The following is a 13,574-nucleotide window of genomic DNA, read 5'->3' on the forward strand; positions in this document are numbered from 1 at the left end:
TTTTTCGCCACAGAGGTGGCTATGATACCGTCTTGTGAGTGCCCACACAGATTGTCTGATAAATTGTTAAAGAGCGGTGTTGTAGGGAGAAAACTTCCTGCAACACGGGCTGCGAATAATACGCTAACCCGTTAGAGAGTCAAGTGTTAAATCTCAGATTTATTCACCCACATCTCGGTCTGCGCGGCTGTTTGCCGTGTCAGAGGTTGCGCATTATAGGGACTCTGAGTCATCTGGCAAGTGCTAAATCGCAATTATTATCTGAACGCTTTATTTTTCACCAAAACAGGCCTAAATAGGCTGTTCTTCGAGCGAAGTAAAACCAAACTTACGTAATACCGGAAGCAACTTATCCGTTTCATGATTAATTAAAGAGCAAAAAGCCATATTCTCGACAGAATGGTCACTTTTTTTCGAAACGTTCTCCAGTAATGAAGAAACTCGACGAGCAATCGCAGCACCAGAATCAACCAAGAGTGTTCCTTGCGGTAAAACAGCGGCTAATTCTTCTTGTAATAAAGGAAAATGAGTACAGCCAAGGACAATGGTGTCAGGGCATTGTTCTGCGTTAATCCAAGGGGAAAGAATTTCCCGAAGCTCATTAAGATCAATCGTCTCGCCATGCAGTTTCGCCTCAGCCATAACAACCAACCGGGGGGCGCCCATTAGTTCAATGCGACAGTCTTGAGCAAAACGGGCAATCAGCTCATGAGTATAAGGACGGTTTACGGTGACTTTAGTCGCCAATAATCCAACAATTCCATTTCGGGTCATACTCGCTGCCGGCTTAATTGCAGGCACCACGCCAACAATGGGTAAATCAAAATTTTCACGCAGCGCAGGGAGAGAAATTACGCTGGCCGTATTGCAAGCAATAACAATAATATCGATGGAATAACGCTGGCAGATTGCACCAACCATTTTGACAACCCGTTCAACAATCGCTTGCTCAGATTGTTCACCGTAGGGGAATCCCGCATTATCAAAAGCATATATTACTGATAAATCCGGCATTAAATGCCGGATTTCCTGATAGACCGAAAGGCCACCCACACCTGAATCAAAAACTAGAGCTGTTGGCATGTGAGTGGCTCCTTTATATAGATGGCCTGATGTTAGAAGGTATAACTGGCCGTGAGGTAATATTCACGCCCTGCAGTTTGGTATTTATAGGCAGTTTGATAATCTTTATCAAATAGGTTGGCAACCCTACCGCGAACGGTCAAATGTTCAGTTACCGGATAACCAGCTGATACGTCTACGGTGCTATAGCTTGATAAGCGTTTCTGCTCACTCGCATAAGCCGACGTATTATTATCGTAGCGTTTACCATTGTATTGATATGATACATCCATATCTAAACCAAACATATTCCAATCGATTTGATATTTAGCTTTGTGTTTCGAGCGGCGGGCAAGTACTTCATTATCTTTATCACGACGCGGATCCAAATATTCTAGCGTAATGCGGTGATTCAGTACGCCGGTTTCAAAGCTGCCGGTCCATTCGACACCTTTAATGGTTGCAGATTCAATATTGATATACTGACCATCGTAAGTCACTGGGTCAGACTCATATCCAATCAGATTGGTGATCTTATTTCTGTAACCAGCCAGACGCCAATTCAATGGCCCGGTATCCCCTTCTAATCCGGCTTCCCATTGACGAGATTCTTCAGGCTTTAGGTTGTCATTAGAAACAATACCAAAGCGTGAAGCACCGTGTAGTTGCCCTAAGGTTGGCGCTAAAAATCCAGTACCATAAGAAAGCGTTACCCGATAAGCGGGAATAAATTCCCAAGCTACGGCTGATTGCCATGTTTCATGCCAGCCAAATACCTGATTCTTATCAGTACGGAATGCGCCTTCAAAGATAAAGTCACCTAATGACTCCTGCCCGGTCAGATAAACGCCGGTGTTATCGCGTTGATAACTATCAGCAGCATAGCTATCTGACGATTCGAGTTTCTCCTGACGCCAGTCTATTCCCCCGTTGATAACGGCACTTCCTAACTTATAGCTATTACCCCATTGGATATTACGCTGGGTCATATCATCCAGCGAAGTGCCATCGTTATAACGACCATTTTCGCTATTAAAGTTATAATCTTTATATGTCTGATAACTCGCGACTAGCTGTGACGAATAATTCCCTTCCAGAAACCGTAACCCCATATCGTAATTACGGCTGTATAGCTGCCGCTCATTGGCCGAGTTAGGGTAAGTAGAATTCGCATCATACTCAGCATTATTGCTATATCCGTAACCTCGAACAAAAGCCGAAAACTGGGAAGAAAATTTATGATCGACACCGGCCCAAAATGACTTACTTCTGAATCCATCTCGATCTCTGTCCGGCCCGTAGGGAGAATCAGGGCTGACGTTGAAACCACGCGTGTCTTCGAATGAGCCAGCGGCAGTGATCGTTGTCTTATCGGCAATCGTTTGGCGCACCCGACCGTCATAAAGCTGATAATGGTTAGAGCCCAGGCCGGCATCAATCTTAGCGCCGTCCGTTTCAGACTGAGTAATGATATTGATGACCCCGCCAATGGCTTCAGAGCCATAAACCGCAGAGCGTGGGCCTCGAATAAACTCGACTTTCTGCACTAATGAAATTGGGATTTGGTTAAAATCAGCAATCCCCATAATGCCAGAAACCGGCAGACGAATACCGTCCACCAGCACTAAAACGTGGCGGGCTTCAGTACCACGGACATAAAGCGTTGCCGCTTGACCTCGTCCTCCGCTTTGAGCAATGTCAACGCCCGGTAAACGACGCAATACATCTGTCATGCTTTTGGCTTGCCAGAGATCGATTTCATCTCGAGTAACTATATCCATTGGCGCTAAGACGGTAGAGACGGGTTGAGGGAAACGAGTGGCAGTAACCACCAGTTTTTCAGTATCTTCCTGGGCTAGTCCCGAAAAAGCCGTAACAGAAAGGGAAGTGAGTAATACTATTTTTTTTGTAGTCATGGTTAAGCATCCGACCTTAAGTTGCAGGATGCCGCAAGAAGACAGCACGTAGTACGCGACGGCTGTAATAAATGCGACGGAATTCCGGCAGGTCTTCGGACTTAAGGAGAATAAATTAACAACGACTTCCCATCGATATAGACAGTGTCTGCACAAACCCAAAATAAATATTTAATGTTAGGCCGTGCGGTTGTAGCTTTCCTATTTACCGCTGCGCGTCAGTTCTGGATTCACACCAGATTCCCTTTTAACTCGATATTAAAGAGGCCGGAACGCACACATGCTACAAGCAATCGAAGATAGAAATCTAGACTTCTATTTATTTTAACCCACAATAATGGAATAAAGTTCACAACGCTGGACATCACGCCATCATTCCCTACAATTCCGCGTGAATAAATAAATTACCTGAATATGATGCTCTGATATCCGAGAACCTTTATGACACCTGATAATCTGCCGACTGCCCAATACGATGCCCAACTGGCTGAAAAAAAAGACCGACTGGTATCCATAATGGCCGCTTTTTCAGCGCCGGAACCTGAGGTTTTTCGCTCACCGGTCAGCCATTATCGCATGCGGGCAGAGTTCAGGATTTGGCACGATGGCGATGATATCTATCACATTATGTTTGATCAGGCCACCAAGCAGCGGATCCGCGTCGACACATTTCCGGCTGCCAGCACACTCATTAATCAGGCAATGCCAAAATTGCTTGAAGGTATACAGCCCCATAAATGCCTGCGCCATAAACTCTTCCAGATAGACTACTTATCGACCTTAAGTGGTGAAATTGTGGTGTCTTTGCTTTATCACCGCCAATTAGATGAAGAGTGGCAGCAACATGCCCAACAACTTCGCGATAATTTGCAGGCGGAAGGGATTAACCTACAGTTGATTGGCCGGGCATCTAAACAAAAAATCTGCTTAGACCGTGATTATGCCGATGAGCGATTGATGGTCAGCGGACGTGAAATGATCTACCGCCAGACAGAGAATAGCTTTACCCAGCCGAATGCTGCGGTAAATATTCATATGTTGGAGTGGGCACAAAACGTCACCACTAACTCTCAGGGCGACTTATTAGAACTCTATTGTGGTAATGGTAATTTTTCACTGGCATTGGCAGGGAATTTCAACCGAGTCTTGGCAACAGAAATTGCCAAACCGTCGGTGGCTGCAGCACAGTTCAATATTTCAGCTAATAAGATTGATAACGTACAGATTATTCGCATGTCTGCTGAAGAGTTCACTCAGGCCATGCAGGGAGTTAGGGAGTTTAATCGCTTAAAAGGTATAGATCTGAGTGAATATCAGTGCGAAACGATTTTTGTCGATCCACCGCGCAGCGGACTGGATGAACAAACAATCAAAATGGTTCAGGCCTACCCTCGAATACTGTATATCTCCTGCAACCCTGAAACCTTGAGTGAGAATCTAACGATTCTTAGCCAAACTCATCAAATAACGCGCCTCGCACTATTTGATCAGTTTCCTTATACCCACCATATGGAATGTGGCGTGCTATTGGAAAAACACTAACATCCGGCAATAAAAAAGCCCCATATCCATAGGGGCTAGTAAGTTTTAATTTGCTCTATTTTTATTATTTTAATGAAACTAATCGGCCTGTTTAGCCGTTTTATTCTGTGTAAGATTAAGCTTATAACCAATCCAGAATACTAATGCTACACAAATAATGGTCAGGAAGAAGTTAGAGCCCATTTCTGAGTACTCAGCACGAATCACAGAGCTATAGAGGAAAATACCTAATAGAAAACAAGATGCTGCCAGAGTCGGGGTTCCTTCTGGCATTGGATGAGTCACATATCGCTGATGTAAGCAGTATACGGAAAGACACAGTGCGATTAACGGAAATATCGAAAAACTAATGACTGAATCAAACAGTGCATTAAACGACCCATTAATAGACAAACCGGTGATAAAAGCCAATAAAAGCGTACGGTACTCTCTGGTTACTTTTTCTGTCATCGCAACATCCCTCTTGGTTATTACAGCGAAATTATCGTTGCGCCCTTTTCCTGTTCGCGGCGATACCAATAATAAACACCTTTAGAAATCATACGTAACTGTAAGACTAACCGTTCTTCCAGTTGTTTTCGTTGGGCTACATCAATATCCAACGCTTCGGCACCAGCACTAAATACGATCGTTACCATCGCTTCAGACTGGGCTTCGGTAAAGCTGCGCGGCATCTGGTTAGCAGATTCAAGATAGTCGGCTAATTCAGCAATAAAATGTTGAATTTCACGGGCAACAGCGGCACGAAATGCGGCAGATGTCCCGGAACGCTCCCGCAGTAATAAACGGAATGCATTGGGATTATCACCGATAAACTCCATAAATGTTGACACCGACGTGCGAATTACGCTTCCGCCCCGGGCTATTCGCTGGCGAGCCTGGCGCATTAATTGCCGCAGCATTAATCCGCTTTCATCGACCATAGTTAACCCAAGCTCATCAACATCACGAAAATGGCGATAGAACGATGTCGGGGCAATACCAGCCTCACGTGCAACTTCACGCAAACTCAGGCTTGCAAAGCTTCTCTCCGCACTGAGTTGGCTAAACGCGGCCTGAATAAGCGAACGGCGAGTACGTTCTTTTTGTAGTGCTCTTACTCCCATCACGCCTTTACCCTCATCATTTCACTGCTCACAATTCTACTCATGTTACCCGGCAGCCACCGATCATAAACTGCCTTAAAACCCGATTGCTGAGATGCCGATCATGAACCACCATTTTAGTTCACATATCGGGCAGTTTACTCAAATCAATTGGCTCGTTGCTGTTCAGCAGCAATAACGCCCGGCATATGATCGGCGATAGTTTCTGCCAATTGCTCATAACGGGCACGCAGCGGTGAACCCGGACGATAGACTAAACCTATCGTTCTTTTTGGCTCTGGCTTATAGCAAGATAAATAACAAATACCATCCCGTTCACGCTGAGGAGGCGTGGCTAATAAAGGAAGCAGAGTGATGCCGCTGGCCGCAGCAACCATATTACGCAGTGTTTCTAAGCTGGTTGCCCGGAAGTGCGAATCCTCGTCAGCGCCGGCTTCAAAACAAAATCCTAACGCCTGATCGCGTAAACAGTGGCCATCTTCCAGCATCAGTAGCTTTTCACCCGACAATTCAGACATCATTATTTTATCTCTGCCGGCCCACGGGTGGTCTGAATATATCGCTAAACGCATAGGTTCATCATATAAAGGCATTTCAATAAATGACTCAGTTTCTTTCACTAAGGCCAGAATTGCACAATCTAATTTTCCGCTATCTAACTGAGCTAACAGGTCTTTTGTCTGAGCTTCGTGGAGATACATCTCTAGCTTTGGAAACTCTTTATGCAGCATTGGGATAATATGCGGTAACAAATAAGGCGCTACCGTTGGAATCAGTCCAATATGTAGTGGACCAGACATGGTTTCGCCTTGCTGGCTGGCCATCTCTTTTAATACTTTAACTTCTCGTAAAACCTTTCTAGCCTGATCGACTAACAGCATTCCTGCCTGAGTAAACAGTACTTTACGGCTAGTCCGCTCAAGTAACATCACGCCCAGCTCATCTTCTAATTTCCGAATTTGTCCACTTAATGTTGGCTGGCTTACATGGCAAGAGTCAGCGGCTCGCCTGAAATGGCAGTGCTCAGAAAGGGCAACAAGGTATTCCAGATCTCGAATATTCATAGCTCAATCCCTTAATTTAAGATAGATGATGTCAATAGATAGGATAGTGACTAACGATTATACCTATTAATCTAACATATGGATAATCATCATAACGAAAACATGATGCGTAATAGAAAAAAGTTAATACGTACCCTTAAATAACATAGAGGCGACAAGATGTTCACCACTCAGGAAGGCCAGACAGTACCTAATGCCGTTTTTCATACCCGTCAGGGAGACCAATGGATCGATATTAGCACTCAAGAACTGTTTAAAAATAAAACGGTTATCGTTTTTTCTTTACCTGGTGCATTTACCCCGACCTGCTCTTCCAGCCACCTTCCTCGTTATAACGAATTAACCCCAATATTTAAACAATATGGTGTGGACAGCGTACTGTGCGTCTCCGTTAACGATACCTTTGTCATGAACGCTTGGAAATCAGACCAGCATGCTGAAAACATCCGTTTTATCCCTGATGGCAACGGTGAATTCACTAAAGGCATGAATATGCTGGTTGAGAAGGCTGACTTAGGCTTTGGTCCGCGCTCATGGCGCTATTCGATGTTGGTTCGCGATGGCGTAATTGAAAAAATGTTTGTTGAACCAAACAAGCCGGGCGACCCATTTGAAGTTTCTGATGCCGATACCATGCTGAACTACTTGGCTCCTGACTGTAAATTACAAGAATCGATTTCACTGCTGACCAAGCCCGGATGCCCGTACTGCGCCAAAGCGAAACAAATGCTACAGGATCGCGGCTTACAATATGAAGAAATTATTCTGGGTACTGATGCAACAACCGTTAGTCTGCGTGCAATCACCGGACGTTCTACCGTTCCGCAGATCTATATCGGCGGACGCCATATTGGTGGCAGCGACGATTTAGAAACATATTTTGCTGCTTAATATTTCACTGTAAACAACCGTTCTATAAAGCTTAGCAACAGTTAGCCAATGGTCGTTTTGGCGGACTCCGGTCCGCCTTTTTTATAGTTAAAATGTAGAGTAAGGAATCATCAGGATGAAAGAATTACAGGTCGACGTAGCGGTCATTGGTGGCGGCACGGCAGGATTAGGTGCCTACCGGGCGGCGAAACGTTTAACCCCTAATGTCGTCATGATTGAAGGCGGACCCTACGGAACAACCTGCGCCCGCGTTGGCTGCATGCCTTCTAAACTCTTAATTGCGGCGGCGGAAGCCGTGCACCAAATTGAACGCGCACCGGGCTTTGGTATTCATCCGCAGGGTGACATCAAAATTAACGGACGTGAAGTGATGGACCGCGTTAAGCGTGAACGCGATCGGTTTGTCGGCTTTGTTCTTGAAGGCGTCGATGAGATCCCACAGCAGGATAAAATCGAAGGCTATGCCCGTTTTATCGATGACAACACGCTGCAAGTGGGTGACCACACTCGAATTCAGGCTAAACGAATTGTCATTGCAAGCGGTTCAAGACCGGCATGGCCTGCGGCGTGGAACAGTTTAGGCGATCGTTTGGTGATTAATGACGACGTTTTCGACTGGGATGATTTACCCTCATCCGTAGCGGTATTTGGCCCCGGCGTTATCGGTATCGAGCTCGGTCAAGCCCTTCATCGATTGGGGGTTAAGGTGACTATGTTTGGTGTCGGCGGTGGTGTCGGTCCATTGACTGATGGTGCGATTCGCCAATATGCTGCCGCGACGTTAAATACTGAATTCTATCTCGATGCGGATGCCAGCGTAGAACTGATCGAACGCCGTGGCGATACGGTATTTATCCGCTATCAGGACCGAGATGGCCAAGTTCAGGAAATTTCCGTCGATTATTTGTTAGCCGCAACCGGGCGCCGTCCGAATGTTGATAATATCGGTTTAGAAAATACCTCACTTAAGCTCGATGAGAGAGGCGTTCCCTTTGCAGATCGATTAACCATGCAAACCAGCGTGGCTCATATTTTTGTCGCCGGGGATGCCAGTAATCAGCTTCCGCTGTTACACGAAGCCAGCGATCAAGCGCGTATTGCCGGTGAAAATGCGGGTTCGTTCCCGGAAGTATCTCCCGGCCTGCGCCGTAGCCCAATTTCAGTGGTTTTCTCAGACCCGCAAATCGCGATGGTGGGCTCAACCTATCGTGAATTAAACCAAAAATTCAGCGCCTGTGGCTGTTTTGAAATCGGTAAAGTCTCTTTTGAAAATCAGGGACGTTCACGGGTTATGCTGCGTAATAAAGGGCTACTCCATGTTTATGGTGAACAAGGAACCGGCCGCTTCTTAGGTGCCGAGATGATTGGCCCGGGAGCCGAACATATTGCCCATTTATTGGCCTGGGCCCATCAGCAAGAGATGACCGTCGGGCAGATGCTGGATATGCCGTTCTATCATCCGGTTATTGAAGAAGGCCTGCGCACCGCACTGAGGGATTTAGAAAGCAAACTGAAGCTAGGCCACAGTGAAATTGAGCGCTGTCAGCGCTGCCCGGGAGATTAATCTCTTACTGAAGGTATTAATCCGGCCATAGGCCAACTATATCGCCATCCCGTTTTTCAACGGGATGGCGTGGGCTAAGCGATAGGCCGGATTTATTATCTGTACTGATGAGAACTTTTACTGATTAAAGCTTTTTACTGATTAAAACTTTTTACTGACTAAATGATTGCCTTCCCATACTCCATCGGGCTTAGTCCCAGTTGCTTAGCCACGGTCTGCCCGATATCAGCAAAAGTATCGCGGATACCTACTGAACCGGCGGGTACATTCTGGCCATACATTACAACAGGCACTCGTTCACGCGTGTGATCTGACCCCGGCCACGCAGGATCGCAGCCATGATCGGCGGTCAGATATAAAATATCGTCAGGCCGCATCTTTGCCATAATCTCTGGCAGGCGCAAATCAAAGGCTTCAAGCGCTGAGGCATAGCCATCAACATCACGACGGTGGCCAAAGCTTGAGTCAAAATCGACAAAGTTAGTAAAGATGATACTTTGTTCTGGGGCCTCATCCATCGCAGATAAAGTTCGATCGTACAGCTCATCAAAACCCGTCGCTTTAATATATTTAGAGATACCCTGATGAGCATAGATGTCAGCAATTTTTCCAACCGCTAAAACCTGTCCCTGTTGCTCATTAATCAATTTTTCCAGTACGGTGGTACCCGGTGGGTTTAAAGAGTAATCATGGCGATTGCCGGTACGCTGAAAATCAGCGGCGTTGTTGCCAATAAACGGACGAGCAATCACCCGACCAATATTATAATCGGCCAACTCTTCACGAGCGATTTTACATAGCTCGTACAACCGCTCTAAACCAAAGGTTTCTTCATGGCAGGCAATCTGAAATACCGAATCACTAGAGGTATAAAGTATCGGCAGCCCGGATTTCATATGCTCTTCGCCCAGCGCCTGCAAAATTTCAGTGCCTGACGAATGGCAGTTGCCTAAAAAGCCGGTTAAATTAGCTCTGGCTAAAATTTTATCGGTAAGTGACTTAGGGAAAGATTGCGTTCTATCACTGAAATACCCGAAATCAAACAGAACGGGAACCCCAGCCATTTCCCAGTGACCGCTCGGTGTATCTTTACCAAAAGAAATTTCACTGCAGGCACCATAAGCGCCTACAACCTCTTCCGTCTTTTCCACACCTTCTGGATATTGGCCTACTGAAAGCTCAGATGCCTTAGCAAGACCTAATTTAACCAAATTAGGAATATGAAGCGTTCTGCCCTGCTGCTCTCTGAATCTGGCTAACGTACCGAAGGTATTCGCTTCGGCCTCACCAAATTTATCAGCATCAGGAGCACCGCCGATACCTAATGAATCCAGCATCAATATTATGGCTCGTGACATTGCAGATATCTCCCGTTAGTCGATTAATAGCCGCCTGATTCCACTTTAGTATCAGTGACAATAGCAATACCCGCGCTTGCGCCCATACGATTAGCACCCGCAGCCATCATTTTCTCTACGTCACTTAAACTACGAACGCCGCCAGAAGCCTTAACGCCTAAATCAGGGCCAACGGTTTTACGCATTAACTGAATATCGGCAACGGTTGCACCACCGGTAGAAAATCCGGTTGAGGTTTTTACGAAGTCAGCACCGGCTTTAACACACAGTTGGCATGCCAGCTCTTTTTCAGCATCAGTTAATAAACAGGTTTCGAGAATAACTTTGACAATCACTTTCTTCGACGCTCTGGCAGCAGCATCAACCACCGCTTGAATATCAGCCAGAACGGCGTCGCTATCACCGGCTTTTAGTGCACCAATATTGAGCACCATATCAACTTCTGTCGCACCGTTAGCAATTGCATTACCCGTCTCGAATGCTTTAGTTTCAGGCGTATTTGCACCTAACGGGAAACCAATAACGGTGCAGATCTCAACGTCCGATCCTGCCAGTGCTTTAGCGGCAACGTTTACCCAGCCCGGATTAATACAGACTGACTTAAAGCCATACTGTTTAGCTTCGCCGCAAAGCTTAAGGATCTCTTCCTTTTTAGCATCTGCTTTCAACAATGTGTGGTCGATCATTTTAGCGATATTTACATTAGCCATCAGGGTGGTTCCTCGTATTAAAAATATTAAATAGGTTTTAAAACATTCCCAGCTTTCTTCAATATATTAATGAGATAGCTGAGTGTTCTTTAACTCATCAGGATTATGTTTATATTGGAAAGCAAAGATAAAAATAATCACTAAAAGAACGGTATAGCTGGCGAATGACAGCCAGATACTCTGCCAATCTTTCACGCCATCGACGGTAAAGTAATCCACTACGTGTCCGCTGGTTATCGCACCGACATAAGCACCGACACCGTTAACCATGGTCATAAACAGCCCTTGTGCGCTGGCTCGAATATTGCGATCAACCTCTTTTTCCACATAGATTGCGCCTGAAATATTAAAGAAATCGAAGGCACAGCCGTACACCACCATAGATAACAGTAATAAGACAATGCCACTTGCAGACGGGTCACCATAGGCAAACAGCGTAAAGCGCAGGGTCCAGGCAATCATACTAATCATCATCACACGCTTGATACCAAAGCGGGACAAGAAGAACGGAATCGCCAGAATAAAGAACACTTCTGCAATTTGGGCCATCGATAATAAGATCGAAGGATATCTGACGACTAAGCTATCGTGGTAAATCGGATTGTTTGCGAAATCATGTAAGAACGGGCTGCTGAAGGTATGACTAATCTGTAATGAAGCACCTAACAACATGGCAAACAGGAAGAAAATAGCCATCTTCTTCTGCTTAAATAACACAAAAGCATCAAGCCCTAGTAGATTGACCCACGAACGGTCTTTTTTAACATTCGATGTCGGACAGCTTGGCAATGAAAGTGCATACACTGCTAATAAAAGTGCCGCACTGGAAGCAATATAAAGCTGAATATTGCTCAACTCAAAGCCAGAAAGACTGATAGCCCACATCGCAAAAATGAAGCCTACCGTGCCAAAAACTCGCACGGGAGGGAAATCTTTAACGGTATCCAGACCGGCTTTTTCTAGGCAGATATAAGAAATGGTATTAGCCAAAGCAATTGTCGGCATATAAACCATGGCATTAAATAGCATCACAAAAAACATGAAGTTTGGATCTGATATATGTGCGGCAGTGAATAATGCGACAGCACCCAGAAGGTGGCAGCAGGCGTATAATATATTGGCCTTAACCCAACGGTCAGCAATAATCCCGACAATACTGGGCATTATAATACAGGCAATGCCTTTAGCACCGTACACCAAGCCAACCTGCGCGCCGGTAAAATGTAGCGTATTCATCATGTAGGCACCCAGCGTAACCAACCAGGCACCCCAAATAAAGAACTGAAGGAAGAACATAACTTTAAGCCGTTTTTTTATTATCATTTTTATTCTCCGTAATTCAAAAGCGTTGAGGGAATATATTTTACTTATTGGTATGTGTAGGGTACTTCCCTCTTCAGAGGTGTCCCCTAATTGCCAAAGACTTGGGCCTGAGCAAATGGGGGACGATGTTAGAACTTTACGCAGTCATAAGAATCAGTGAGCGGCTTTGCTTTTTAAGAAAGCTTCAATCAGCTTAGTGAAATTGACCGATGCTAATTTTGCGCATTTCAGCGTTTGATCGTGAGATAGCACTACGTCTGACAGGCCTTCAGCTAAGTTAGTAATGGCCGTCATCGCAATGACTTTTAAACCACAATGGGCGGCAGACAGTACTTCAGGAACAACGGACATACCAACAACATCACCACCGATAATTTGCATCATGCGGATTTCTGCTGGAGTTTCAAAACAAGGTCCCGGGTAAGAAACAAACACGCCTTCGGTCAGCGGAATATCAAGCTGCTGAGCAATCTTTGCCATATCAGCACGCAGGTCTTTATCATATGCATTTGCCAGGCTGAAGAAGCGCGGGCCAAAGCGGTCATCGTTCGGTCCAACAAGCGGTGTACCCGGCATGGTATTAATGTGGTCTTTTAACATCACAACTGAGCCCGGTAATACTTCTGGTCTTAATGAACCCGCGGCATTGGTGCAGAATAAGAATTCACACCCCATCAGTTTAAAGGTGCGAACCGGGTTGGTCATGATGCTCATACCTTTGCCTTCATAAAAATGGCCACGGCCCTTCATACACATCACAGGAACGCCAAACAGGTCGCCTAAAACCAGTTCACCGGCATGGCCATGAACAGAACTCACAGGGAAACCAGGAATATCAGCATAGCTAATCGTGGTTTCATTAGAGATTTGAGCAACCAGATCGCCTAAGCCAGAACCTAAAATAAAGGCGGCTTGGGGTTTAAATCCGGGTTTTATTTTTTTAATATATTCAACGGCCTGAAACGGTAACTCATTGAAATCAGTATCAACGTTCATATTTGAATTTACGGTTGTCATCATAAAACCCCTTAATTATTT

11 protein-coding genes, 1 pseudogene and 1 riboswitch are annotated in these 13,574 nt (G+C 45.4%); of the genes and pseudogenes, 3 read left to right on the plus strand and 9 right to left on the minus strand.

Features of this window, described 5'->3' with window-relative positions; all coding sequences use genetic code 11:
• Positions 1 to 291 precede the first annotated feature (291 nt).
• Positions 292 to 1,080, minus strand: a pseudogene (gene murI / locus YWE_RS0115660) (glutamate racemase); the annotation flags it as partial.
• 35 nt (positions 1,081 to 1,115) lie between these two features.
• Positions 1,116 to 2,978 (minus strand): TonB-dependent vitamin B12 receptor BtuB, encoded by a 1,863-nt coding sequence (gene btuB, locus YWE_RS0115665; RefSeq protein WP_029095395.1) that lies wholly within the window; start codon positions 2,976 to 2,978, stop codon positions 1,116 to 1,118.
• Positions 2,979 to 3,047: 69 nt separating this feature from the next.
• Positions 3,048 to 3,265, minus strand: a riboswitch (cobalamin riboswitch).
• Positions 3,266 to 3,419: 154 nt separating this feature from the next.
• On the opposite strand from btuB, the gene trmA reads away from it, so the two are divergent.
• Positions 3,420 to 4,520 carry a tRNA (uridine(54)-C5)-methyltransferase TrmA gene (gene trmA, locus YWE_RS0115670; RefSeq protein WP_029095396.1) on the plus strand — a complete coding sequence of 367 codons (1,101 nt, stop codon included), beginning with the start codon at positions 3,420 to 3,422 and terminating at the stop codon, positions 4,518 to 4,520.
• 78 nt (positions 4,521 to 4,598) lie between these two features.
• On the opposite strand, the gene YWE_RS0115675 is transcribed toward trmA, so the two are convergent.
• The 3 genes from YWE_RS0115675 to oxyR form a co-directional block, all read right to left on the minus strand.
• Complete coding sequence (locus YWE_RS0115675; RefSeq protein ID WP_029095397.1) at positions 4,599 to 4,970, minus strand: YijD family membrane protein; 372 nt, start codon at positions 4,968 to 4,970, stop codon at positions 4,599 to 4,601.
• Positions 4,971 to 4,990: 20 nt separating this feature from the next.
• Positions 4,991 to 5,626: an HTH-type transcriptional repressor FabR gene (gene fabR / locus YWE_RS0115680; protein WP_029095398.1), complete on the minus strand. Its 636-nt coding sequence runs from the start codon at positions 5,624 to 5,626 to the stop codon at positions 4,991 to 4,993.
• A gap of 146 nt (positions 5,627 to 5,772) precedes the next feature.
• On the minus strand, positions 5,773 to 6,690 hold the full coding sequence (oxyR, locus tag YWE_RS0115685; protein ID WP_029095399.1) for a DNA-binding transcriptional regulator OxyR: 918 nt from the start codon (positions 6,688 to 6,690) through the stop codon (positions 5,773 to 5,775).
• Positions 6,691 to 6,849: 159 nt separating this feature from the next.
• Here oxyR and YWE_RS0115690 point away from each other — a divergent pair, with 159 nt between their 5' ends.
• A complete protein-coding gene (locus YWE_RS0115690) occupies positions 6,850 to 7,581 on the plus strand; it encodes a glutathione peroxidase (RefSeq protein ID WP_029095400.1) in 732 nt (243 codons plus the stop codon).
• 115 nt (positions 7,582 to 7,696) lie between these two features.
• The gene (locus YWE_RS0115695; protein WP_029095401.1) at positions 7,697 to 9,145 is read left to right on the plus strand and encodes a dihydrolipoyl dehydrogenase; all 1,449 of its coding nucleotides are present in this window, start codon (positions 7,697 to 7,699) and stop codon (positions 9,143 to 9,145) included.
• Positions 9,146 to 9,303: 158 nt separating this feature from the next.
• On the opposite strand, the gene YWE_RS0115700 is transcribed toward YWE_RS0115695, so the two are convergent.
• The 4 genes from YWE_RS0115700 to xapA form a co-directional block, all read right to left on the minus strand.
• Positions 9,304 to 10,503: a phosphopentomutase gene (locus YWE_RS0115700; RefSeq protein ID WP_029095402.1), complete on the minus strand. Its 1,200-nt coding sequence runs from the start codon at positions 10,501 to 10,503 to the stop codon at positions 9,304 to 9,306.
• 23 nt (positions 10,504 to 10,526) lie between these two features.
• Positions 10,527 to 11,213 (minus strand): deoxyribose-phosphate aldolase, encoded by a 687-nt coding sequence (deoC, locus tag YWE_RS0115705; RefSeq protein WP_029095403.1) that lies wholly within the window; start codon positions 11,211 to 11,213, stop codon positions 10,527 to 10,529.
• 66 nt (positions 11,214 to 11,279) lie between these two features.
• Positions 11,280 to 12,542 (minus strand): nucleoside permease, encoded by a 1,263-nt coding sequence (locus tag YWE_RS0115710; RefSeq protein WP_345917566.1) that lies wholly within the window; start codon positions 12,540 to 12,542, stop codon positions 11,280 to 11,282.
• A gap of 147 nt (positions 12,543 to 12,689) precedes the next feature.
• The gene (gene xapA, locus YWE_RS0115715; RefSeq protein ID WP_029095405.1) at positions 12,690 to 13,553 is read right to left on the minus strand and encodes a xanthosine phosphorylase; all 864 of its coding nucleotides are present in this window, start codon (positions 13,551 to 13,553) and stop codon (positions 12,690 to 12,692) included.
• Positions 13,554 to 13,574: the final 21 nt, after the last annotated feature.

The sequence above is a fragment of the Budvicia aquatica DSM 5075 = ATCC 35567 genome, from assembly GCF_000427805.1.
In the GTDB taxonomy this organism is placed as follows: domain Bacteria; phylum Pseudomonadota; class Gammaproteobacteria; order Enterobacterales; family Enterobacteriaceae; genus Budvicia; species Budvicia aquatica.

What these genes read in the sequence shown, in the direction of transcription:
- btuB (WP_029095395.1), bottom strand. Translation starts at nt 2,978, where the DNA reads ATGACTACAAAAAAAATAGTATTACTCACTTCCCTTTCTGTTACGGCT.
- trmA (WP_029095396.1), top strand. Translation starts at nt 3,420, where the DNA reads ATGACACCTGATAATCTGCCGACTGCCCAATACGATGCCCAACTGGCT.
- YWE_RS0115675 (WP_029095397.1), bottom strand. Translation starts at nt 4,970, where the DNA reads ATGACAGAAAAAGTAACCAGAGAGTACCGTACGCTTTTATTGGCTTTT.
- fabR (WP_029095398.1), bottom strand. Translation starts at nt 5,626, where the DNA reads ATGGGAGTAAGAGCACTACAAAAAGAACGTACTCGCCGTTCGCTTATT.
- oxyR (WP_029095399.1), bottom strand. Translation starts at nt 6,690, where the DNA reads ATGAATATTCGAGATCTGGAATACCTTGTTGCCCTTTCTGAGCACTGC.
- YWE_RS0115690 (WP_029095400.1), top strand. Translation starts at nt 6,850, where the DNA reads ATGTTCACCACTCAGGAAGGCCAGACAGTACCTAATGCCGTTTTTCAT.
- YWE_RS0115695 (WP_029095401.1), top strand. Translation starts at nt 7,697, where the DNA reads ATGAAAGAATTACAGGTCGACGTAGCGGTCATTGGTGGCGGCACGGCA.
- YWE_RS0115700 (WP_029095402.1), bottom strand. Translation starts at nt 10,503, where the DNA reads ATGTCACGAGCCATAATATTGATGCTGGATTCATTAGGTATCGGCGGT.
- deoC (WP_029095403.1), bottom strand. Translation starts at nt 11,213, where the DNA reads ATGGCTAATGTAAATATCGCTAAAATGATCGACCACACATTGTTGAAA.
- xapA (WP_029095405.1), bottom strand. Translation starts at nt 13,553, where the DNA reads ATGACAACCGTAAATTCAAATATGAACGTTGATACTGATTTCAATGAG.